General features: G+C 71.3%; 12 protein-coding genes and 1 pseudogene. 7 read left to right on the plus strand and 6 right to left on the minus strand.

All coding sequences use genetic code 11. The annotated features are described in order from the left end of the window. The first annotated feature begins 193 nt into the window (after positions 1-193). Positions 194-991 carry a decaprenylphospho-beta-D-erythro-pentofuranosid-2-ulose 2-reductase gene (locus AIIKEEIJ_RS00845; RefSeq protein ID WP_043800442.1) on the plus strand — a complete coding sequence of 266 codons (798 nt, stop codon included), beginning with the start codon at positions 194-196 and terminating at the stop codon, positions 989-991. Between the two features lie 39 nt (positions 992-1030). Continuing rightward, positions 1031-2944 (plus strand): galactan 5-O-arabinofuranosyltransferase, encoded by a 1914-nt coding sequence (locus AIIKEEIJ_RS00850; RefSeq protein ID WP_161994700.1) that lies wholly within the window; start codon positions 1031-1033, stop codon positions 2942-2944. A gap of 60 nt (positions 2945-3004) precedes the next feature. On the opposite strand, the gene AIIKEEIJ_RS00855 is transcribed toward AIIKEEIJ_RS00850, so the two are convergent. The 3 genes from AIIKEEIJ_RS00855 to map all read right to left on the minus strand — a co-directional run bounded on the left by AIIKEEIJ_RS00855 (position 3005) and on the right by map (position 7121). Further along, positions 3005-3424 (minus strand): DoxX family protein, encoded by a 420-nt coding sequence (locus AIIKEEIJ_RS00855; protein WP_006933312.1) that lies wholly within the window; start codon positions 3422-3424, stop codon positions 3005-3007. Positions 3425-3506: 82 nt separating this feature from the next. Further along, positions 3507-6281, minus strand: coding sequence for an FAD-linked oxidase C-terminal domain-containing protein (locus AIIKEEIJ_RS00860; protein ID WP_161994696.1), 2775 nt, complete (start codon positions 6279-6281; stop codon positions 3507-3509). Positions 6282-6353: 72 nt separating this feature from the next. Further along, positions 6354-7121 carry a type I methionyl aminopeptidase gene (gene map / locus AIIKEEIJ_RS00865; RefSeq protein WP_006933310.1) on the minus strand — a complete coding sequence of 256 codons (768 nt, stop codon included), beginning with the start codon at positions 7119-7121 and terminating at the stop codon, positions 6354-6356. Positions 7122-7160: 39 nt separating this feature from the next. Between map and AIIKEEIJ_RS00870 the strand changes: the two genes are divergently transcribed. From AIIKEEIJ_RS00870 to AIIKEEIJ_RS00890, 5 genes are all read left to right on the plus strand, one after another. Next, the gene (locus AIIKEEIJ_RS00870) at positions 7161-7430 is read left to right on the plus strand and encodes a helix-turn-helix domain-containing protein (RefSeq protein ID WP_102799977.1); all 270 of its coding nucleotides are present in this window, start codon (positions 7161-7163) and stop codon (positions 7428-7430) included. Between the two features lie 108 nt (positions 7431-7538). After that, complete coding sequence (locus AIIKEEIJ_RS00875) at positions 7539-10790, plus strand: arabinosyltransferase domain-containing protein (protein ID WP_161994697.1); 3252 nt, start codon at positions 7539-7541, stop codon at positions 10788-10790. Positions 10791-10851: 61 nt separating this feature from the next. Beyond that, complete coding sequence (locus AIIKEEIJ_RS00880; RefSeq protein WP_161994698.1) at positions 10852-14163, plus strand: arabinosyltransferase domain-containing protein; 3312 nt, start codon at positions 10852-10854, stop codon at positions 14161-14163. Between the two features lie 123 nt (positions 14164-14286). Next, entirely contained in the window at positions 14287-14727 is a 441-nt protein-coding gene (locus tag AIIKEEIJ_RS00885; RefSeq protein ID WP_006933304.1) for a hypothetical protein, read from the plus strand. Positions 14728-14892: 165 nt separating this feature from the next. Then, positions 14893-15849 (plus strand): hypothetical protein, encoded by a 957-nt coding sequence (locus AIIKEEIJ_RS00890; RefSeq protein ID WP_161994699.1) that lies wholly within the window; start codon positions 14893-14895, stop codon positions 15847-15849. 96 nt (positions 15850-15945) lie between these two features. On the opposite strand, the gene AIIKEEIJ_RS00895 is transcribed toward AIIKEEIJ_RS00890, so the two are convergent. From AIIKEEIJ_RS00895 to AIIKEEIJ_RS00905, 3 genes and pseudogenes are all read right to left on the minus strand, one after another. Then, the gene (locus AIIKEEIJ_RS00895; RefSeq protein ID WP_006941932.1) at positions 15946-17490 is read right to left on the minus strand and encodes an acyl-CoA carboxylase subunit beta; all 1545 of its coding nucleotides are present in this window, start codon (positions 17488-17490) and stop codon (positions 15946-15948) included. Positions 17491-17497: 7 nt separating this feature from the next. Next, positions 17498-22471, minus strand: coding sequence for a polyketide synthase Pks13 (gene pks13 / locus AIIKEEIJ_RS00900; protein ID WP_161994701.1), 4974 nt, complete (start codon positions 22469-22471; stop codon positions 17498-17500). A 50-nt stretch (positions 22472-22521) separates the two neighbouring features. Further along, positions 22522-23307 (minus strand): annotated as a pseudogene (locus tag AIIKEEIJ_RS00905) (fatty-acid--CoA ligase); the annotation flags it as partial. Positions 23308-23423 lie beyond the last annotated feature (116 nt).

Genomic DNA, 23423 nt, shown 5'->3' on the forward strand with positions numbered 1-23423 from the left:
GAGGACGGAGCGACGGGACCGGGCCGAGACGTTGCTCGAGCTGGTCGGGCTCACCGACAAGCGGGACGCCTTCCCCTCGCAGTTGTCCGGCGGGCAGCAGCAGCGCGTCGGCGTCGCGCGCGCACTCTCGCCGCTCGGTCGATCCCACCAACGTGTTCGCCTCCGATATGTCCAGAAGGTTGGAACTCCACTGATGATCAACGCCGTCGGCAACCCCCAGACCCTGCTGCTCCTCGGTGGCACGTCCGAGATCGGCCTCGCCATCGTCGAGGAGTACCTGCGCAGGGCGCCGGCCCGCGTGATCCTCGCGGCGCTGCCGAACGACCCGCTGCGCGACGACGCCGTCGCGCAGGTGAAGGCCGCCGGGGCCACCAAGGTCGACGTGATCGACTTCGACGCCCTCGACACCGGCAGCCACCCGAAGGTGATCGACCGAGCCTGGGACCTCGCCGGAAACGGTCGCTCCGCAGGCTCCGCTCCTGCCGGCGACGTCGACGTCGCGATCGTCGCGTTCGGACTGCTCGGCGATGCCGAGGAGCTGTGGCAGAACCAGGCCAAGGCCGTGCAGATCGCCGAGATCAACTACACCGCGGCCGTATCCGTCGGCGTGCTCGTCGGCGAGAAGATGAAGGCGCAGGGCTACGGCCGCATCATCGCCATGTCCTCCGCCGCGGGTGAGCGGGTGCGCCGCTCCAACTTCGTGTACGGCTCCACCAAGGCCGGTCTCGACGGCTTCTACCTCGGGCTCGGCGAGGCGCTGCGTGAGTACGGCCCCCGTGTCCTGGTGATCCGGCCGGGGCAGGTCCGCACCCGCATGTCCGCCGGGGTGAAGGAAGCCCCGCTGACGGTGAACAAGGAGGACGTCGCCAAGCTCGCCGTCTCCGCGTCCGAGAAGGGCAAGGAACTCGTGTGGGCTCCGGGCGCCTTCCGCTACGTGATGATGGTGCTGCGGCACGTCCCGCGCGCGATCTTCCGAAAGCTGCCGATCTAGGCTGCGGGGGTGTCCGACCCAGCCGTACTCTCCTCCGACGTGGCCCCCTTCCGGCGTGCGCTCCGCACCGCCGGCGAGGGGGCCGCTGCGGTTCTCGTCGCCGCGATCGTCGCCGCCGTCGGCCTGTTCGCGTTCGCGCGCGTGCAGTGGCCCGCCTTCAACTCGTCGAACGTCACGCAGGCCGTCACGACGGTGCTGCAGGTGGGGGCGCTCGCCGTGCTCGCCGTCTCCGTCGTGCTGCACCGGCGGCGACGGTGGACGCCGTTCGCGCGGGTGCTGTCGTGGGCCGGCCTGTCGGGCCTGGTCACCGTCACCCTCGGGATGCCGCTGGCCGCGACGAAGCTCTATCTGCACGGCATCTCCGTCGACCAGGAGTTCCGCACCGAGTACCTGACACGGCTCACCGACTCCCCGGCCCTGCGGGACATGACGTACGCGGACCTGCCGCCGTTCTATCCCGCCGGCTGGTTCTGGGTGGGCGGCCGCTTCGCGAACCTGCTCGGCATGGACGGCTGGGAGGCGTTCAAGCCGTGGTCGATCGTGTCGCTGGCCGTCGCCGCCGTCGGCGCGCTCGTGTTGTGGACCGCGCTGGTGCGGGTCGATCTGGCCGTGCTGGTCACCACCGCGACCACCGCCGTCGTCCTCGCCTACGGCTCCCCCGAGCCGTACGGCGCCGTCATCGCGCTGCTGCTCGCGCCCGCCCTCGTCATGGCGTGGGGGGCACTGTCGCGCCCGGTGCGTCCTTCGGGCGGCTGGAGCAGCCCAAAGGGCGCACCGGGCGGCGGAGCCGCCGTCGGGACCGGGCTGTTCCTCGGGCTGGCGGCCACGTTCTACACGCTCTACCTGGGCATCGCCGCGTTCGCCGTCACCGTGATGGCCGTCGTCGCGGCGGTGCTGGCACGACGCGCGGCCGGCACGTGGCGCGCCGCGGTCCCGGTGCTCGTGCGGTTCGTGGTGATCGGTGCGATCGCGGCACTCGTCGCGCTGCTCGTGTGGGCGCCGTTCGTGCTCGAGGTGCTGCGGGGCGGGTCCACCGCCGGATCCGGCACCGCGACGCACTATCTGCCCGAGACCGGGGCCCGGCTGCCGCTGCCGATGTTCCACGGTTCGCTGATCGGGCTGCTGTGCCTGCTCGGCACGGTGTGGCTGGTCGGGCGGGCCACGTCGTCGCGGCGCGCGCAGGCCCTCGGACTCGGCGTCGTATCCGTGTACCTGTGGTACCTGGCGTCGATGGCGCTGACCGCGCTGGGCAACACCCTGCTCGCCTTCCGCCTCGAGGTGATCCTGCTCGTGCTGCTCGCGGCCGCCGGCACGTTCGCATTCGTCGACTTCACCCGGTGGATCGTGCTGGCCACCAGCGAGAACCAGCGGGTGCGGTGGTCCCTGATCGCGGTCGGCGCGCTGGGCGCGGTCGCGTTCACCCAGAACATCCCGCAGGTCCTCGCGAGCGAGATCACCGTCGCCTACACCGACACCGACGGCGACGGTGAACGCGCCGACCAACGTCCGCCCGGCGCCGGCGCCTACTACGCCGAGCTGGACGAGGCGATCACCGCGGCGCTGGACCGGCCCCGCGACGAGATCGTCGTCCTCACCGCCGACACCACCTTCCTCGCCTACCACCCCTACCTCGGATTCCAGGCGCTGACGTCGCACTACGCGAATCCATTGGCGGACTTCGAGGCTCGCGCCGCCGCGATCGAGGACTGGGCGTCGCTCGAGACGGCCGACGAGCTGCTCGCGGCGTGGGACGAGTCGCCGTGGCGGGGCCCCGACGCGATCGTGTTCCGGCAGGGCGCCGAGGGTTACACGCTCCGGCTCGCCGAGGACGTGTACCCCAACGACCCCAATGTGCGCCGCTACACGGTGACGTACCCGAAGTCGCTGTTCGACGATCCGCGCTTCACGATCTCGGAGATCGGGCCGTTCGTCGTCGTCACCCGCACCGGATAGCCGCAGTCGTCCGCGAACCCGACGGTGTTCGCGGACGACCGGCAGCGGTTGCGAGGGGGCTCAGGCGCGGCGCAGCGGCATCACCGACCGCACCACCGGATCGCGCAGGTACAGCCCGGCCCACACGAGGACACCGACGTACACCGGGAAGAGGATGGTGCTGAAGAGCGGCATCTCGTTCAACATGTTCGTCGCCACGGCGCCGCCGAGGTAACCGGTCAGCAGCACCGCCCCGAGGATCGACGTGGCCGGGACCAGGTACAGCGCCAGGCACACGAGCAGGACGACGCCGATGACGTAGTTGAGGTCCGGGTCGAAGCCCAGATCGATCATCGCCTCCCGGGCCTGGTCGACGTTGAGGATGTGGATCGTGACGTCGAACAGCAGGAACAGCACGACGAGGCCGGTGAGCACGAGGCCGGCGATGCGGAACTTCCGGTCGGTGGTGCGCTCGGTGGGGCGGGTGGTGGTCGAGATCATGACGGGCTCCTGGGGTCGCGGGGTGGTCTCGCTACGGACTGACCGGCCGGCCCGGAAAAACTCATCGCTGTGGATCGTCGGCTCACAGCCTGGATGCGAGCAGCTGCGCGAGGTGTACCCCTCGCCGGTCGGTGAGGTCGGCGATCTGGGTGCGGCAGGAGTAGCCGTCGGCGAGCACGACGTCGTCCGGGCCCGCGGCGGCGATCGCGGGCAGCAGCTGGTGCCCGGCGACGGCGACGGAGACGTCGTAGTGCCCGGGCACCACGCCGAAGTTGCCGGCGAGACCGCAGCATCCGCCGAGCCGGGTGACCGTCGCGCCGGCCCGGCGCAGCAGCGCGGCGTCGGCGCCCCACCCCATCACGGCGTGGTGGTGGCAGTGCGGCTGGGCCACCACCGTCGTCCCGGACAGCGACGGCGGCTCCCAGTCGCCGAGCAGCTCGGCCAGCGTCACCGTCGACTCGGCGACGACGCGCGCCGGCTCGAACCCGAGCAGCTCGACGGCGTCGGAGCGCAGGACCGCGGTGCACGACGGTTCGAGCCCCACGATCGGCATGCCGGCCGGGAACAGGGCGGAGAGGGTGCGGCCCAAGATCTTCCGGGCGGCATCCAGCTGACCGGTGGTGATCCACGTCAGGCCGCAGCACTGTTGCCGGTCGGTCACGCACACCCGTCGGCCTGCGGCCTCGAGCACCCGCACCGCGGCGATCGCCACCTCCGGGGTGAAGTACTCGGTGAAGGTGTCGACGAACAGCAGGACGGGCTCGCCGTCCGTGCGACGCTCGGCGGCCGTGTCTGCGAACCAGCGGCGGAACGTGCGCGGCGCGAACTCGGGCACGCGGCGGCGCCGGTCCACTCCGGCGAGGGTCAGCCCGGCGGCCGCCACCCCCGGCACCTTGCCCAGCGCGTTCACCGCGCGCGGCGCCCGGCTCGCCAGCGCCGCCCAGCGCGGCAGCCGCCCGAGGGTGTAGTGCGTGACGGGCCGCACGCGGCCCTGGTAACTCTGTTGCAGCACTTCGGATTTGAAGGTGGCCATGTCCACACCGGTCGGGCAGTCGGAGGCGCAGCCCTTGCACGCCAGGCACAGTTCGAGCGCCTCGTGCACCTCCGGTGAGCGCCAGGATCCGGTGACGAGGGTGCCGTTGAGCATCTCCTGCAGGACCCGGGCCCGGCCGCGGGTGGAATCCTTCTCCTCCCGCGTCGCCAGGTACGACGGGCACATCACCCCACCGAGGCCGGCGGTGTCGGCGCGGCACTTGCCGACACCGGTGCAGCGGTGCACGGCCTGCATGAAGTCGCCGCCGTCACCGGTGTACCGGAACGCCAGGCCGTCCTGGACCCGTTGCGCGGCCGGGACTCTGAGGTCCCGATCCGAGGGGACGGGATCGACGAGCACGCCGGGATTGAGCAGGCCCTCGGGGTCGAACACCGCCTTGACCGCCCCGAACAGCCGCAGCGCGGTCGGCGAGTACATCAGGGGCAGCAGTTCGCTGCGCGCCCGGCCGTCGCCGTGTTCGCCGGACATCGAGCCCCCGAACGAGGCCACGAGTTCACCTGCCGCGAAGAGGAATTCGCGGAATATCCCGGGTATCTCGAGCGGCACGTCGAGGCGGATGTGGATGCAGCCGTCGGCGAAGTGCCCGTACGGATAGCCGGTGACGCCGTAGCGGGTCAGCAGCGACTCGAACTCGCGCAGGTACTCCCCCACCCGCTCCGGCGGGACGGCGGCATCCTCCCAGCCGGAGTGGGCGGGCAACCCGGCGGGGCTGCGCCCGGACAGCCCGGCCCCGTCCTCCCGGATCCGCCACAGTTGCGCGGCCTTCCCCGGATCGGTCACGATCAGCGAATCCACCGCCGAGACGGCGTGTTCGAGAGACGACGCCCGGGCGAGCACCTCGCCGGCGTCGTCGCCGGACAGTTCGACGAACAGCCACGCCGCCCCGCGCGGCAGCGGCGGCACCGCCGCCGGGCCGCGCCGCGCACGCACCACGTCCACGATCCGCGAGTCGAGTCCCTCGCACGCGGTCGGGGTGAAGCCGAGCAGCGCGTGGGCGGCGTCGCCGGCCGTCGCGATGTCGGGGTAGCCGAGGGCCACCAGGACGCGCACCGCGGGATCGGCGACGAGCCGCACCGTCGCCTCGGTGACGACGCCGAGCGTGCCCTCGCTGCCGACGAGGAAGCGCAGGACGTCGAACCCGTTCTCCGGCAACAGGTGTTCGAGGGCGTAGCCGGACGCCTGCCGGCCGAACCGGCCGAACTCGGTGCGGATGGTGGCGAGGTGGTCGAGCACGAGGCGGCGCAGCGATTCCAGGACGGGGGCGTCGTCGGGCAGCGACAGGTGCCGGCCCGCGCCGGTGAGCACCTCGAGGCCGAGGACGTTGTCGGAGGTGCGACCGTAGCCGAGGGTGCGGGCACCGCAGGCGTTGTTGCCGATCATCCCGCCGACGGTGCAGCGGTTGTGGGTGGACGGGTCGGGCCCGAAGCGCAGTCCGTACGGGGCGGCCGCGCGCTGCAGTTCGGACTGGACGACGCCGGGCTGCACCGTCGCGGCGCGGGCCTCGGGGTCGATCTGCAGGACACGGCCGAGATGACGGCTGAAGTCGAGCACGACGCCGGGGCCGACGGCGTTGCCGGCGACGGACGTTCCGCCGCCGCGCGAGGTGAACGGAACGCCGTGCCGGCGGCACACCTCGAGCACGGTGGCGACCTCGTCGATCTCACGGGGCCGCACCACCGCCTGCGGGGGCACCCGGTAGAGGGAGGCGTCGGACGAGTACAGGGCCCGGGTGGTGGTGTCGTCGAGCACGTCGGAGATGCCCGCGCCACGCAGGGCCTCGCCGATCGCCGTCGCCCTGGCCATAGGCCGATGCTAGTGCCTACCGGGGTCGCTTCGTCGCGGGTCGGACCGGCGCACCCGCGGATCGATACGTCCTCAGCGCTGGGTGAGGACGACCGGTCCGTCCTCGGTGATCGCGACGGTGTGCTCGCAGTGCGCGGCCCGGCTGCCGTCGGCGGTGCGCAGCGTCCACCCGTCCGGGTCGTGCCGGTAGGCGTCGCCGCCCCCGGCGTGCAGCATCGGCTCGATGGCCAGCACCAGCCCGGGCCGCAGCCGCATCCCGCGACCGGCCCGGCCCTCGTTGGGCACGTGCGGGTCCTCGTGCATGCGGCGGCCGATGCCGTGGCCACCGTGGTCGGCGAGCATGCCGTAGCCGCGGGAGCGGACGTAGCCGCCGATCGCCGCGCCGATGTCGCCGAGGCGGTTGCCCGGCACGGCCGCGGCGATGCCGCGCGCGAGGGCCTCCTCCGTCGCGGCGATCAGGGCGAGGGCCTCGCGGTCGGCGGCGCCGACGGTGAAGCTCACGGCGGCGTCCCCGCACCAGCCGTCGAGCACGGCCCCGCAGTCGATGCTCACCAGATCGCCGTCACGCAACCGGTAGCCGCCGGGAATGCCGTGGACGACGCCGTCGTCGACGCTCGCGCACACGACTCCGGGGAACGGCGACGGAGCCCACTCGGGGTGGTAGCCGAGGAACGGGGAGGTCGCGCCGGCGTCGCGGACGACCGCCGCGGCGACGTCGTCGAGTTCCTTCAGGGACACCCCGATCGCCGCGTGGGCCCGCACGGCCGCGAGCGCGTCCGCGACCACGGCGCCGGCGGCCCGCATCGCCTCGATCTCGCCGGGCGTCTTCAGTTCGACCATGTCGCCTCCCAATAGAAATACCGGTATTACTATACGGGCATGGTGCGCGAACCGCTGACCCCCGTCCAACTCGAACGCGGCCGGCGGCTCGGCGAACGTCTGCGCGCGGCGCGCGGCACCACCAGCATGGCAACGGTCGCCGGCGACGCCGGCATCTCCGTCGAGACGCTCCGGAAGATCGAGACCGGCCGCATCGCCACGCCCGCCTTCTTCACCGTCACCGCGCTCGCCCGGGTCCTCGGGCTCTCCCTCGACGACCTGGCCGGCGACCCGGCGGGCGACCCCGTCGAGCACGGGGCCGCCTCCTGACCGGAGGTGCTCACCCCCGGCACCACCCTCCCTCGCCTAGCATCGATCCTTGTGCCCGTCGATGTCCTTTCGCCCGAAACGCCCGCTTACGCCGATACGAAGGCCCGCGTGCGCACGGCCAGGATCGTCGCGACGGTCACCGGACTGCTCGGCATGGTGCTCGCCCTGGCCGTGCCGTTCCTGCCGGTCCGGCAGGAGGCCGCCACCGTCAGCTGGCCGCAGGGCACCGACCTGACCAACATCGAGGCGCCCCTCGTCTCCTACACCCCCCTCGAACTGCGGGCGAGTGTGCCGTGCTCGGCCTTCCCCCTGCTCGGCGACGACGGCGGCACCCTGGTCTCCACCGTGCCGCCGGGCGCCCCCGACGCCACCGAGAACGCCCTCGTGATCCGGACCGTCGCCGGCACCGACGGCGGCTCCGCCACCGTGGAGGTGGTGCTGCGCAACTCGGTGGTCGTGTCGGCACCGATCGACGACGAGCACCGGTGCACAGCCGTCACCGTCGCCACCAACGCCGACCGCACCGCCGCCGAGATCGTCGGCCTCGAGCAACACGACGACGGGCACCACGTCGCCATGCTCGACGGCGATCACCGGCCGCAGATGGTCGGGGTCTACTCCGATCTGCAGGGCTCGGTGGAGGCCCTCAACTCCGGCCCGAACGCCGAGCGGCTGTCCGTCCGCGCCGCCCTCGACTCGCGGTTCACCTCCACTCCGACGCTGGTCAAACTCGTCGCGATGGTCGCCTGCCTCCTTGCGACCCTGCTGTCACTCGTGGCACTGCACCGGCTCGACGGCGTCGACAACCGCCGCGCCCGCCGGGTCCTGCCCGCCCACTGGTGGCGGTTCACCGCGGTGGACGCGGTCGTCGTCGGCACGCTGCTGCTGTGGCACGTCATCGGCGCCAACACCTCCGACGACGGCTACATCCTCACCATGGCCCGCGCCTCCGACGGCGCCGGCTACATGGCCAACTACTACCGATGGTTCGGCGTCCCCGAGGCCCCGTTCGGCTGGTACTACGACGTGCTCGTCCTGCTCGCGAAGGTCTCCACCGCCAGCGTGTGGATGCGGCTGCCCGCCCTGCTCGCCGCCGTCGCCTGCTGGATGGTCATCAGCCGCGAGGTCATCCCCCGGCTCGGAGTCGCCGTCCGCCGTAACCGCATCGCGCTGTGGACGGCGGGCCTGGTGTTCCTCGCCTTCTGGCTGCCCTACGACAACGGCCTGCGGCCCGAGCCCATCATCGCGCTCGGCGCCCTGCTCACCTGGTGCTCGATCGAACGCGCCGTCGCCACCGGCCGCATGCTGCCCGCCGCGATCGCCGTGCTGCTCGCCGCCTTCTCCCTCGCCGCGGGTCCCACCGGGCTCATCGCGGTCGCCGCGCTCGTCGCCGGAGCCCGGCCCGTCGTCGTCCGGCTGGCCGGTCGCCGCCGGCTCGTCGGGGTCCTCCCGCCCGTGGCTGCCATCCTCGCCGCGGGCACCGTCGTCCTCGTCGTCGTCTTCGCCGACCAGACCCTCGCCTCGGTGCTCGAGGCGACCCGGGTGCGTTCCGCCGTGGGACCCAACGTGCCCTGGTTCGACGAACGGCTGCGCTGGGACGCGCTGCTGACCGTCTCCCCCGACGGCTCCCTCAGCCGCCGCTTCGGCGTGTTCGTCATGCTGCTGTGCCTGGTGGTGTGCGTGATGCTGATCCTGCGCAAGGGCCGCATCCCCGGCACCGCCCTCGGTCCGTCGCGCCGCATCCTCGGCATCGTCTTCGCGTCGCTGCTGCTGATGATGCTCACCCCGACCAAGTGGACCCACCACTTCGGCGTGTACGCCGGACTGGCCGGGTCCGTCGCCGCGCTCGCCGCGGTCGGCGTCGGCGCCGTCGGCATCCGCTCCGCGCGCAACCGCGCCCTCTTCACCGCCGGGGTGCTGTTCGTGCTGGCGCTGGCGTTCACCGGCTCCAACGGCTGGTGGTACGTCTCCAGCTACGGGATCCCGTGGTGGGACAAGCCGCCGTCCATCTCCGGACGCGCTTTCTCCACCGCCCTGCTCGCGCTGGCCCTCGTCGCGCTGGCCATCGCCGCGTGGTTCCACCTGCGCGAACCGTTCGCCACCCCGAAACCCGACCGCAACGGCCGGGTCAGGGCGATCGCCTCGGCGCCGCTGACCGTCGTCGCCGCGGGCGTCGTCCTGTTCGAGGTGCTCTCGCTCGTCAAGGGCGCGGTCGCGCAGTACCCGGCGTACTCGATCGCCCGGTCGAACGCGGCCGCCCTCACCGGCAGCAGCTGCGGCCTCGCCGACGACGTCCTCGTCGAGACCGACCCCAGCGCCACCGCGCTGGCCCCCCTAGACGGCGACGTCGCCGAGGCGCTCGGCGCCGGCGCCGCCGACGGCTTCACCCCGAACGGCGTCGCTCTCGACCTCACCGCCGACGAGGAGATCTCCACCACGGGCGGCGCCAACACCGTCGACACCGACGGGGGCGGCACCACCACCTCCACGGGCGCCGGCACCGGCGGCGGCCGCGGCGCCGCCGGCATCAACGACAGCACCGTCGCGCTGCCGTTCGGCCTGGACCCCGCCCGCACCCCCGTGCTCGGCAGCTACCGCACCGGGGCGCAGCAGGAAGCCGACCTCGAGTCCGGCTGGTACGCGCTGCCCGAACGCACCGACGCCACGCCGCTGCTGGTCGTCACCGCCGCCGGCCGCGTGCACTACGTCGACCCCGACGGCGTCCTCACCCCGGGCGCGGACGTGCTGCTCGAGTTCGGGCGAACCGGCGGCGATTCGAACGTCGAACCGCTGGCGCGCGTCGCGCCCGTCGACATCGGGCCGTCCCCGTCGTGGCGCAACCTGCGGGTGCCGAGCGACCGGATCCCCGCCGACGCCGACGCGGTCCGGCTGGTGGTGACGGACGGCAACCTGGCACCCGACCAGTGGGTGGCCGTCACCCCGCCGCGGATGCCGCGCCTCGAGACGTTGAACACCCTCGTCGGCTCCACGGCCCCGGTCCTGCTCGACTGGTCGGTGGGCCTGGCGTTCCCCTGCCAGCGTCCGTTCGATCACCGCTACGGCGTCGCCGAGGTCCCCGAGTACCGGATCCTGCCCGACCGGGTCGGCGCCGACTCCACCAACGGCTGGCAGGACGACATCGGCGGCGGCCCGCTCGGCTGGATACCGCTGCTGCTCACCGCCGAGACGATCCCCACCTATCTGAACCACGACTGGGACCGCGACTGGGGCTCGCTGGAGCGGTACACGCCCATCGACCCGGGCGCGACGACCGCCGAGATTGCCACCGAGAACGTCGTCCGCTGGGGCTGGTGGTCGCCCGGACCGATCCGCGACGGAGTGCCCGTAATGCGTGAATAGGGTCCTACGCGGTGGTAGGGACGGTGCGTCCACTCAGCTGCGCCCGATACCATCGACAATCGTGCCCGACGACGTGACCACAGTTCCCGCCCCCTCCGCAGCCGTTCCCCGGCCGCCGGTTGCCCGGGATCTGCGGGCGCAGTACCGCACCGCCCGGCTCGTCGCCGCGGTGGCGGGTCTGCTCGGTGTGCTCCTCGCCGTCGCGACCCCGTTCCTGCCCGTCAAGGTCACCGAGGCCACCGTCACGTGGCCGCAGAACGGCTCGACCGGGCCGGTCGAGGTGCCACTCATGTCGCAGGTGCCGCGGCAGCTGAGTGCGACGGTGCCGTGCACCGCCGTCGCCGGCATGCCCCCGGGCGGCGGCCTGCTCCTCGCGACCGCACCGGCCAGCGGTGAGGGCGCCGCGCTCAACGCGATGTTCGTGCGAGTGGGCGCCGAGAACGTCGACGTCCTCGACCGCAACGTCGTCGTGGCCACCGCCCCGCGCAGCGACGTCGAGTCCGCCGCGTGCACCGAGATCAGCATCTTCTCCGACGTCGACCGCACCACCGCGGAGTTCGTCGGCCTCAGCGACGAGAACGGCAACCCGCGCGCCGGTGAGCTGACCGGCGACCTGCGTCCCCTCGTCGTCGGCGTGTTCAGCGACCTCGACACCCCGGTTCCCGGCATGTCGGTGACCGTCGACGTCGACTCCCGGTTCTCGTCGTCGCCGACGCTGGTCAAGCTCCTCGCGATGATCCTGGCGACGCTGTCGACCGCGCTGGCGGTCGCCGCGCTCGCCAAGCTCGACGGCACCGACGGCCGCGGGCACCGCCGCTTCCTGCCGTCGCACTGGTGGAAGTTCACCGGCGTCGACGCCGTCGTCGTCGGCACCCTCGCCGGCTGGCACTTCTTCGGTGCGAACACCTCCGACGACGGCTACCTGCTGACCATGGCCCGGGTCTCCGAGCACTCCGGCTACATGGCCAACTACTTCCGCTGGTTCGGCGTCCCCGAGGCCCCGTTCGGCTGGTACTACGACGTCCTCGCCGCGTTCGCCGAGGTCTCCACCGCCAGCGTCTGGATGCGGCTGCCCGCCCTGCTCGCCGGCATCACCTGCTGGATGGTCATCAGCCGCGAGGTGGTGCCCCGCCTCGGCCGCGCCGTCCGGCACAACACCGTCGCCCTGTGGACCGGCGGCCTGGTGTTCCTGGCCTTCTGGCTGCCCTACAACAACGGCCTGCGCCCCGAGCCGATCGTCGCGCTCGGCGCGCTGCTGACCTGGTGCTCGATCGAACGGGCGATCGCCACCGGCCGCCTGTTGCCGGCCGCGACGGCGGTCATGATCGGCGCGTTCACCCTCGCCGCCGCCCCGACCGGCCTGATGTGTGTGGCCGCGCTGCTCGCCGGCATCCGGCCCATGACCCGCATCGTCGTCCGCCGCCACCGCGAGGTCGGGACACTGCCGCTGCTCGCACCGATCGCCGCCGCGGGCACCCTCGTGCTCGTCGTCGTGTTCTCCGACCAGACCCTCGCCGCGGTGCTCGAGGCCACCCGCGTGCGCACCATCATCGGCCCGAACGAGGAGTGGTGGAACGACTTCCTCCGCTACTACTACCTGTTCGTGCAGACCGTCGACGGCTCGCTCGCGCGCCGGTTCGCGTTCCTCGTCATGCTGCTGTGCCTGTTCACGTCGCTGCTGGTGCTGCTGCGCCGCCGCCGCATCCCCGGCGTCGCGACGGGCCCGTCGTGGCGGCTGATCGGCATCGTCTTCGGCACGATCTTCTTCATGATGTTCAACCCCACGAAGTGGACCCACCACTTCGGGGCGTACGCGGGCATCGCGGGTTCTCTCGCCGCGCTCACCGCGGTCATCGTCTCCGCGAGCGCGCTGCGGTCGCGGCGCAACCGCACCATCTTCCTCGCCGGGCTGCTGTTCGTGCTGGCCGTGTCGTTCGCGGGTATCAACGGCTGGTGGTACGTGTCGAGCTACGGCATCCCGTGGTTCGACAAGACCGTCTCGCTGAGCGGCAACCAGTCCAGCTCGCTGTTCCTGCTCCTCTTCGGGCTCGCTCTCGGGCTCGTCGCGTGGCAGTACCTGCGTGAGGGCTACGCGCCGCCGCAGCCCAAGCCCACGACCCGCAAGGGCCGCCGGATCCGCAAGTTCGCGGCGGCGCCCCTGACCGTCGTCGCCGGAGCGATGGTGCTCTTCGAGGTGCTGTCGCTGCTCAAGGGCGCGGTGTCGCAGTACCCGGCGTACTCGCTCGCCCGGTCCAACGTCGGCGCGCTCGCCGGCCAGACGTGCGGCCTGGCGAACGACGTACTCGTCGAATCGGACCCGAACTCCGGGCGGCTCGCGCCCATCGTCGACCCGGACAACCCGCCGCTGAACGGCGACGCCCTCGCCGGCGCCGCCCCCGAGGGCTTCAGCCCCAACGGCATCCCGTCGGACCTCACCGCCGACTACGTGGAGGTCAAGCCCGGCCAGGGCAACACCGACAACCAGAGCGTCGGGCCGACGTTCGAGACCGGCGCCGGCGGCGGCACCACGGGCGGCACCGGCGCCCGCACCGTCAACGGCTCCGAGGCCAAGCTGCCCTTCGGCCTCGACCCGGCCGTCACCCCGGTGCTCGGCAGCTACCAGGAGGGTGTGCAGGAACCGGCGCTGCTCACGTCGAGCTGGTACGGGCTGCCCGAGCGCAGCGACGACGCGCCGCTCGTCGTCATCTCGGCGGCCGGCCGCATCTGGTCCGTCGACGACACCGGCGCCACCACCTACGGCCAGTCGCTGCTCGTCGAGTACGGCAGGCGCCTGCCCGACGGCACCGTGGAGCCGCAGGGCACCTACCTGCCACGCGACATCGGGCCCGCACCGTCGTGGCGGAACCTGCGGATCCCGCTGTCCGAGCTCCCCGCCGACACCGACGCCGTCCGCATCGTCGCCAACGATCCCAACCTCACCGGCGACCAGTGGCTGGCGTTCACCCCGCCCCGCGTGCCGAAGCTCGACACGCTCAACACCGTGATCGGCTCGGAGCAGCCGGTGCTGCTCGACTGGGCGGTCGGACTGCAGTTCCCGTGCCAGCGCCCGTTCGACCACCGCTACGGCATCGCCGAGATGCCGAACTACCGCATCCTGCCGGACCGCCCGTTGGCCGTATCCTCCACCGACACTTGGCAGTCCGCGGACAACGGCGGCCCTCTCGGCTTCACCGAAGCCCTCGCCCGCCCCGAGCAGATCCCCACGTACCTCGAGAACGACTGGGCCCGCGACTGGGGCTCGCTCGAGCGGTACGTGCGGTTCTACCCGAACGCCGTACCGGCCGAGCCGCAGACCGAGGCGATCACGCGCTCCGGCCTGTGGAATCCGGGCACGCTGCGCGTATACGAGTAGGTCCGTCGGCGAGCCCCGTCCGCGTGCCGCGCGTGCCTTCCGGCCGAATGTCACATATGTTCGCTTCGATCGACCGAACGTGACATCCGGCCGGCGGGCACGGCCGGCAACGAAAGGACCTGAATGTCGAGGAAGTTCGCCGCCCGGACCACCGCCGTGGCCGCATCCGCTGTGGTCCTGGCGCTGCTGAACGCGCCGGCCGCATCGGCGCAGACCGTTCACGCGGCGACGTTGGGACCGGTCGTCGGATCGACCGGCGTGGGAACCGGATCCGCCGCTCCCACCGAGGCGCTCGTCCACGACTACGTGAACGTCTACACCAACGTCAACACGCCCGGCGTCACGCACTTCGGTGGGAGCGTCAAGTGCTTCTGCCTCGTCACGTGGGTGAACGAGGACACGGGCACGACGGGCGTGAACGAACTACCGGACTTCCCCGAGATCGGCGAGGAGCAGGTCCTCAGCGGTCGAGCCGAGACCGGCCCCGGACGGGTGCGGGCGACGGTGACCGTCCCGGACGGCACGACCTGGGTCTCGGCGTCGGGCAGCTGGGTCGTTCCCTGACCGACTCCCGCACGCAATACCCCCGCATGCGCCTTCACGTCTCCCGGCCGAATGTCACATACCGTCACTTACATTGAACTCATGTGACATTCGGCCACCACAAGGTTATCCACAGGCCGACGAGACGGTCTTTCGTAGGACACGATCCCCCTGCAGGCTGTAGCAATGAAACGGGGGACATGGGGAGACGATCCCGAAGAGCTGTTCGCACTGAGCACCAACGGCGTCATCCGGACGGCAACGCTGTTGAGGCACGGCGTCGCCGGCGGCACGATCGCCGGCCGATGCCGTAAGGGTGGTCCGTGGCAGCGCGTCCTGCCGGGCGTGGTGGCGCTGCACAACGGGTCGCTGTCCGTGTTGCAGCGCAACACGGCCGCGCTGCTGTACGGCGGCGATTCGGCGCTGATCTCAGGTCATGCCGCGCTCGGGATACACGGCTACACCAACTCGGCGACGAAAAGTGAGGTGCTGCTACTCATTCCGCATACCCAGCATCGGCGTAACTTCTCGTTCGTCGCCGTCGAGCGGAGCTGGCGGATACCCGAACCCATCATCAAAGGCACGCTGAGAATTGCTCCGGTGGACCGCTGTCTGCTCGATGCGGCACGCAGAATGTCGCAGCTCGATCCGTGCCGTGCCCTGCTGGCGTCGGGGATTCAGCGCGGAGACGTGACCGTCGACGACCTGGCACACGAACTGCGCGCCGGCAGCCGCCGCGGTAGCGCCGTGCCGCGCACCGTGGTTCGAGAGCTCTCGCACGACGCGCATTCAGTGGCCGAGATCGCAGCACAGAAGCTGTACGCGACGAGCGGGTTGCCACCCATGGCCCACAACGTCGACGTCGAGACCGACGACGGTACGTGGATCGCTCGCCCCGACGGGTGGCTCGATTCGGTCGCAGTGGCATGGGAGATCGATTCGCTGAAATACCACTTCTCACCGAAGGCGCACGAGACGACGCTCGTCCGACGGGCCGCGATGCAGCGCAACGGCATCATCGTGGTGTCGCACCTACCGAGGCAGATCCGCGACGACCCGGCCACGGTGCTCGCGGACCTGGAGGCCGCCTACCACCAGGGCACACAGCGCCCGCGTCCCCCGGTGCGGTCACGCGCGGACTGACCCCGGACACCGCTGTGGGCCGAATGTCACATGCATTCATTTCCATTGCATGCATGTGACATTCGGCCCACCCGAACAGAATTGGGGTGTTACGAACTAGAGCGGAAGCAGGTGGTGCTTGCGCGGGTTCTTGAACACCGTCTTGTCGCGCAGCAACGTCAGCGCCTTGCGGATCTCGAGGCGCGTGGTGTGCGGCTCGATCACCGCGTCGATGTAGCCGCGCTCGGCGGCGATGTACGGCGTCGCGATGTGCTCGTTGTAGAAGTTGATCAGCTGCTGGCGCACCGCGGGAGCGTTGTCACCGGCGGCCTCGATCTGGCGGCGACCGATCACCGCGACGGCACTCTCGGCACCCATCACCGCGATCCGGGCGGTGGGCCAGGCGAAGTTCACGTCGGCGCCGAGCTGCTTCGACCCCATCACCGCGTAGCCACCGCCGTAGGACTTGCGCACCACCACGGTCACCTTCGGTACCGACGCCTCGACGAACGAGAACAGGAACCGGCCGCCGCGCTTGATGACGCCGATCTTCTCCTGCTCCACACCCGGCAGGAAGCCCGGGGTGTCGACGACGAACACGAGCGGGATGTCGTACGCGTCGCACACCCGCACGAAGTGGGCGGCCTTGTCCGAGCTGGCGGCGTCGAGCGCCCCCGACAGGTACAGCGGCTGATTGGCGACGACACCGACGGGCCGGCCGTCGACGCGGGCGAATCCGGTGATGATGTTCGGCGCGACCTGCGAGCGGATCTCGAAGAAGTCGCCGTCGTCGAAAATCTTGAGCAGGATGTCGTGCATGTCGTAGCCGGAGTTGTCAGCGTCGGGCATGAACGTGTCGAGCTCGAGATCGTCCTGCGTGATCTCCGGCTCGAGCCCCGGGTTGACGATCGGGGGCTTCTCCTGCGCGTTCGACGGCATGTAGCTCAGGTACTTGCGGGCCCACTCGAACGCGGCTTTCTCGTCCGGCGCGACGTGGTGCACGTTGCCGTACTCGGCCTGCTTGCGGGCGCTGCCGAGTTCCTCGAGGCTGACGTCCTCACCGGTGACGGACTTGATGACGTCCGGTCCGGTGACGAACATGTACGCCTCCTCGGTGGCGATGACCACGTCGGTGTTGATGGGGGCGTACACGGCGCCGCCGGCGCACTTGCCGAGGATGATCGACACCTGCGGGCACAGACCGGACAGCGGCTCGTGCCGCTTGCCCAGTTCGGCGTACCACGCCAGCGACGTCACGGCGTCCTGCACGCGGGCGCCGCCGGAGTCGTTGATGCCGACGACGGGGCAGCCGATCTTCAGCGCGAAGTCGAGGATCGCGGCGACCTTGCGGCCGAACATCTCGCCGACGCTGCCGCCGAACACGGTCTGGTCGTGCGAGAAGACCGCGACGGGCCGGCCCTCGACGGTGCCGTGACCGACGACGACACCGTCACCGTAGAGGGCGTCGTCGCGGCCGGGCGTCTTCATCAGCGCACCGATCTCGACGAAGCTGCCCGGGTCGAGCAGCATGTCGATGCGCTGCCGGGCACTGGGGATGCCCTTGGCGGCGCGCTTGGCGAGCGCGGCCTCTCCGGCCGGTTCCTTCGCGATCGCGAGATTCTTGCGCAGCTCGGCCAGCTTCCCGGCCGTCGTCGTGGTCACTACTCGATCAGCTCCTCGTGGCCTCGATGTCGGCCAGCTTGCGTGTCAGGTCGGCCCCCACCTTCCCGATGTACGGCTCGTCGACCACCTGGAGGTGGTCGCCGCCGACATGGATGACCTCCAGATTACGGACCGCCTCGCCCCAGCCGCCGTCGGGCTGCCGGGTTCCGAACGCCGGCTCGAGTTCGATGGCGTCGTCGTGGTAGCGGTCCGCCATGTACAGCACCACGTCGCCGTCGTACGGCTCGAGCTTCGCGGTCTGGATGGCCCGGTTGTCCAGCCACGACGTGCGCTGGTGCTCGATGATGCCGCCGGGGATCCTGGTACCGCTCATCCTGAGCAGGTCCATGAGGATGCGCACCTGGCCCTCGTCGTCCGTCGCGGCGAGCTTGTCGTACGGCAGCGGTGCGTCGACCCCGTACGTCTTCTTCGCGAACCTCGCGTACCGCTGCCAGCGCTTGGTGATCTCCTCCGGGGTGTCCTCGACCTTCTCCCCGGCCATGACCGTGTCGATGAGGCCGACGAGCCGCACGTCCTTGCCCTCCGCGCGCAGCAGCTTGGCGACCGCGTAGGCGAGCACACCGCCCAGCGACCAGCCGTACAGCACGTACGGACCGTCGCCCTGGATCTCCTTGATCTGCGGCAGATATTCCTGGGCGCGCTTCTCGATCGGGCCCTCGGTGCGTTCGAAGCCGTACATCGGGGTGCCCTCGGGCAGCCGGCGCAGCAGCGGTTCGTACACGACGGTGGAACCGCCGGCCGGGTGGAACACGAACACCGGGACGGCGTCCGATCCCTCGGGGCGCGGGCGCAGCGTACGGACGAGCCCGTCGATGCGGTCGGCGGACTCCAGGTGCCGGCGCACGCTCTCGGCGAGCTGCTCGATGGTCTCGGCGTCGAGCACGTCGTCGACGGTGATCTCGCCGTTCGCCCGCTCGGTCAGCCGGGCCGCGAGGCGCTCGGCCGTCTCGTCGTCGAGGATCGGCAGGGTGTTGAAGATGCCCTTCGCGGACTGTCCGGTGATCACGGCCCAGGTCGCGAACGTGAGCCGCTCGGCCGCGTCGCGCGGGGGCACGTCGGTGCCGGATGCCTCCGCAACCGCCTGCCGGTCGGTCACGTCGGTGGCCTTGTCGGCTTCGGTGCTCGCACCGGCCTCCGCGGCTTCAGCGGCCTCGGCGGCCTCGGCGGCCTCGAGGATCGCCTCCGCCTCGTGCACCACCCCGGTGTCCTCCACGGCCGAGATCGGAGGCAGCTCGAGCGTCGTGTCCTCCCGCTCGGCGGTTTCGCGGTCGGCGGCCTGCTGTGCGGCGAGGGCGGCGACCTCCTCGCGGTTCTCCACGGCGTACCGCAGGTACTTCGCGACGTCGCGCAGGCTGGCGTCCTTCACCGCGGCGAGCTGCAGCTGCGGGATGTCGAACTCGTACTCGACGCGGTTCTTGATCCGCACCGCCATGAGCGAGTCCAGACCCAGTTCGATCAGCGGGATCTCGACGGGCAGGTCCTCGGGCGCGTAGCCCATCGACTCGGCGACGATCAGCGCCAGCCGATCCTCGAGGGTCTGCGACCCGGCCGGGTTCCACTTGTCGCCGAAGGTCTCGACCACCTCGGGAAGCGTCTCGACCGGCCCGCTGGACCGCTCGGCCGGCGCGGGCGCCGCGGCGGGGGCGGGCAGCGCTTCGCCGGAGGCCACGACCGCGTCGAACAGCAACCGGAACTCGCCGCTCGCCGCATCGCGCCCGTGCACGTGCAGCGACGCGCCGCCGGGGTGCCGGGTCAGGGTGGTGGTGAGGGTGCCGCTGGTGGGGACGTCGCCGTGCGGGACGGACGCGGTGAGGGTGACGTCGGCGAGCGTCTGCGACGCGGCGGCGACGACGAGTTCGCCCAGGTCGGTGACGGCGTCGGCGAGCACCTCCCACACGTGCCGGCCGTCGGGCAGCGCGACGTGCGCGCCGGGCACGCGGGCGTTGCCGCCGGTCCCGATGCGGGTCTCGAGCCAGAACGGCTTGCGCAGGAACACCGTCCGCGGCAGGTCCGCGTACTCGCCGGCCGGAAGCAGGCTGCGCAGGTCCACGGCGTGTCCGTGCACGTACAGCTGGGCGAGGGCGGTGAGCACGCCGAGCGGCTCGTCCTCCTTGCGCTTGAGGGTCTGGATCAGCTGGGTGTCGATCACGCCGGCGGCGTACGCCGTCGCGGCCACGGACATCAGCGCGACGGGGTTGGGTGCCAGCTCGACGAACGTGGTGTGCCCGTCGGTGACGGCGAGCTTGACCGCGTTGGTGAAGTACACGCTGTGCCGCAGGCCCTTGGTCCAGTACTCGACCTGGTGGATGGGGTCGTGGCCGGCGCGGTAGTGGGTGTCCTGGTCGACCGACGAGTACACGTCGACCTTCGGTTTGTGCGGCTCGATGCCGGCGAGTTCGGCGGCGAGCTCGCCGAGCAGCGGATCCACCTGCGAGGTGTGGCTCGCGCCCTTGGTCTGCAGGACGCGGGCGAGCTTCTCCTCCGACTCCGCCCGGGCGACGATCGCGTTGACCTCGTCCTGCGGGCCGCCGATGACGGTGTGCGTCGGCGCGGCGTAGACGCAGACCTCGAGGTGCGGGTAGTCGGTGAGGACCAGCTCGATCTCCGCGGCGCTGTACTCGACGAGCGCCATGAGCCGGATGTCGTCGCCCTCGAGCAGCGCCTCGGCCTCGCCCATCAGGCGGGAGCGGGCGCAGATGACGCGGACGGAGTCCTCGAGCGACAGACCGCCGGAGATGTACGCGGCCGCGGCCTCGCCCATGGAGTGGCCGACGACGGCGGACGGCTCGGCGCCGTGGTGGCGCAGCAGCTTCGCGAGGGCGACCTGGATGGTGAAGATGCCGACCTGCGAGGTCTCGACGTCGTAGTCCTGGCCGTCGTCGAGGAACTTCTCCTTCATGGAGTAGCCGGCCTCGTCCTCGATCAGCTCGTCGATCTCGTCGACGGCCGCGGCGAACACCGGGTTCTCGAGGTACAGCTGCTTGGCCATCTTGCGGTGCTGCGAGCCGAAACCGGACAGCACCCACACCGGCCCGTTGGCGGCGGGGGCGTCGGCGGAGAACACGCCCTGCGCGGGCTTGCCGGCGGCGACGGCGCGCAGCCCGGCGATGGCCTCGGCGCGCGTCTTCGCGATCACGACGGCGCGTGAGCGGCCGTGGTTGCGGCGGGAAAGGGTGCGAGCGACGTCGGCGAGCGGCGTGGTGCTGCCGGCCTCGGTCTCGAGCCAGTCGGCGAGGTCGGCGGCGGCCCGGCGACGACGCGACGGCATCGCCGCGGACACCGCGAGCAGCACCGGGTGTTCCTCGCCCTGCTCCGAGCGAATGTGCCCTTCAGCTCCTTCAGCCGACGGAACGATACGTTCGCTCGACTCCGCGTCCGCTTCGGGTCCGGTGTACTCGCGGACCACGACGTGCGCGTTGGTGCCGCCGAAGCCGAAGCCGGAGACGCCGGCGATCGCCTTGCCGGTGTAGCGCGGCCACTCGGCGCCCTCGGGGATGACCTTCAGGCGGGCCTGCTCGAACGGGATGTACGGGTTCGGCGCGGTGTAGTTCAGCGTCGCCGGCAGGTGGTTCTCCTGCATGGCGAGGACCACCTTGATCAGGCCCGCCGCGCCGGCGGCCGCCTCGAGGTGGCCGAAGTTGGTCTTCGCCGAGCCCAGCAGCACCGGCTTGTCGGCGTCGCGGCCGCGGCCGACGACGCGGCCGAGGGCGTCCGCCTCGATCGGGTCGCCGAGCACGGTTCCGGTGCCGTGGGCCTCGATGTAGTCGACGCCGGACGGCAGGATGCGCGCGTCCCGGTAGGCGCGGCGCAGCACGTCGACCTGGGCCTCCGGGTTCGGGGCCGCCAGGCCGTTGGAGCGGCCGTCCTGGTTGACGGCGGAACCGGCGATGACGGCGAGCACGGTGTCGCCGTCGCGTTCGGCGTCCTCGAGCCGCTTGAGCACGACGAGGCCGCCGCCCTCGGCGCGGACCATGCCGTCGGCGTCGGCCGAGAACGCCTTGATGCGGCCGTCGGGGGCCTGCACACCGAGCTGGTCGAAGCCGAGGGTCGCGGCGGGCGCGACGAGCATGTTCACGCCACCGGCCAGCGCCACGTCGGCGTCGCCGTCGCGCAGGGCGCGCACCGCCTGGTGCACGGCCACGAGCGACGACGAGCATGCGGTGTCCAGGGCGACGGACGGGCCACGGAAGTCGAAGAAGTACGAGACCCGGTTGGCCACGATCGACGTGGCCGTGCCGGTCAGGGCGTACGGGTGTGCGGCGGACGGGTCGCTCACCGCGAGGAGCTGGTAGTCGTTGGCGGAGCTGCCGATGAACACACCGACCGGGCGGCCCTTGAGGTCGCTGGCCGGGATGTGGGCGTGCTCGAGCGCCTCCCAGGTGAGTTCGAGGGCGAGGCGCTGCTGCGGGTCGACCATCTCGACCTCGCGCGGCGACATCGCGAAGAACTCCGCGTCGAAGCCCTTGACGTCGTCGAGGTAGCCGCCGCGGGTGTTGGCTGCGGCGATGGCCGACGAGATCTGCGGATCGTCCGCGAATTCGGACCAGCGGCCCTCGGGGAGGTCGGTGATGCCGTCGCGGCCCTGGGCGAGCAGCTCCCACATCTCCGCGGGGGTGCTCACGTGCCCGGGCAGCCGGGCGGCGAGACCGACGATCGCAACATCGTGCGTCCTGCCGGCCGGACCGGCGGCGTAGAAGGCGCTGTCGTCGCCCTCCGGGAGCTCGGGTTCGCCCTCGATGATGCGCGTGGCCAGCGACGCGATGGTGGGGTGCTGGTAGGCGATCGTGGCGGTGAGGGTGACGCCGAGCAGTTCCTCGACCTCGCCGCTGAGCGCCACGGCGTCGCGGGACGAGAGGCCGAACTCCTCCATCGGGCGATCGTCGGAGATCTGCGCCACCGGTTGCCCGGTAGCCTCGGCGATCCAGTTCCGCAGCCACTCGCGCAGCTGCGCGACGGTCATTTCAGTGTCAGCCATCAACCCACCACGCTACCCGGGAAAGAGAACAATTTTTATACGCTATCGGGGAATGCCTGCTGGGTGTAACCACCGCGCAGGGTTCCCTCGATGTAGGCGGCCTTGCAGGCACGCCGCGCGATCTTGCCACTCGACGTGCGCGGGATCGACCCGGCAGGCACGAGCAGCACGTCGCGCGCGGTCACCCCGTGCCGTGCCGAGATCGCCGCGCGAACGGTGTCCGCGACGGGTTGCGGATCCGCCTTGCCCGCGCCGGGCGCCCGCTCGGCGACGATGACCAGCTGCTCCGAGGCGTCGTCGGGATCGAACTGCAGACCCGAGTGCGAATTCTCGAACACCACCTGCGGCAGCTGGTTGGCCGGCACGGCGAAAGCGGCGACGAAGCCGGGACGCAGCGCGGAGCTGGCCTCCTGCGCCGAGAACTCCAGGTCCTGCGGGTAGTGGTTGCGGCCGTCCACGATCACCAGGTCCTTGACGCGGCCGGTGATGTACAGCTCGCCGTCGACGTACACGCCGTAGTCGCCGGTGCGCAGCCAGTGGGCGTCCGCGGGCGTGCCCTCGGCGTGGCTGCTCGCGGGCAGGCGGTCGACGAGCTTGTTGTGGAAGGTCTCGTCGGTCTCCTGGGTGCGCCCCCAGTACCCGATGCCGATGTTCTCGCCGTGCAGCCAGATCTCGCCGACGTGCCCGTCCGGCACCTCGGTGGCGGTCTCCGCGTCGACGATCGCGGCCCACTGGCTGCGCGCGACGTAACCGCAGGAGACCTGCGCGATGGCGTTCGGCGCCTCCTTGTCGACCTTGACGATGCGGCCGGCGTTGAGCTGTACAGGTACGACGATCCGCTAGCGCGAAGACAAGTGCGGGGCGCAACCATGTCGAGTGGTTGTGGGATCGCTTCGACAGGGAGAAGGAATGAGCGTCGGGTTCGAAGAGTTCATCG

The sequence above is a fragment of the Rhodococcus sp. YH1 genome, from assembly GCF_009939605.1.
Lineage (GTDB): Bacteria > Actinomycetota > Actinomycetes > Mycobacteriales > Mycobacteriaceae > Rhodococcus > Rhodococcus aetherivorans.

What these genes read in the sequence shown, in the direction of transcription:
- pks13 (WP_161994701.1), bottom strand. Translation starts at nt 22,471, where the DNA reads ATGACCGTCGCGCAGCTGCGCGAGTGGCTGCGGAACTGGATCGCCGAG.
- map (WP_006933310.1), bottom strand. Translation starts at nt 7,121, where the DNA reads ATGGTCGAACTGAAGACGCCCGGCGAGATCGAGGCGATGCGGGCCGCC.
- AIIKEEIJ_RS00890 (WP_161994699.1), top strand. Translation starts at nt 14,893, where the DNA reads ATGAAACGGGGGACATGGGGAGACGATCCCGAAGAGCTGTTCGCACTG.
- AIIKEEIJ_RS00855 (WP_006933312.1), bottom strand. Translation starts at nt 3,424, where the DNA reads ATGATCTCGACCACCACCCGCCCCACCGAGCGCACCACCGACCGGAAG.
- AIIKEEIJ_RS00845 (WP_043800442.1), top strand. Translation starts at nt 194, where the DNA reads ATGATCAACGCCGTCGGCAACCCCCAGACCCTGCTGCTCCTCGGTGGC.
- AIIKEEIJ_RS00870 (WP_102799977.1), top strand. Translation starts at nt 7,161, where the DNA reads ATGGTGCGCGAACCGCTGACCCCCGTCCAACTCGAACGCGGCCGGCGG.
- AIIKEEIJ_RS00885 (WP_006933304.1), top strand. Translation starts at nt 14,287, where the DNA reads ATGTCGAGGAAGTTCGCCGCCCGGACCACCGCCGTGGCCGCATCCGCT.
- AIIKEEIJ_RS00860 (WP_161994696.1), bottom strand. Translation starts at nt 6,281, where the DNA reads ATGGCCAGGGCGACGGCGATCGGCGAGGCCCTGCGTGGCGCGGGCATC.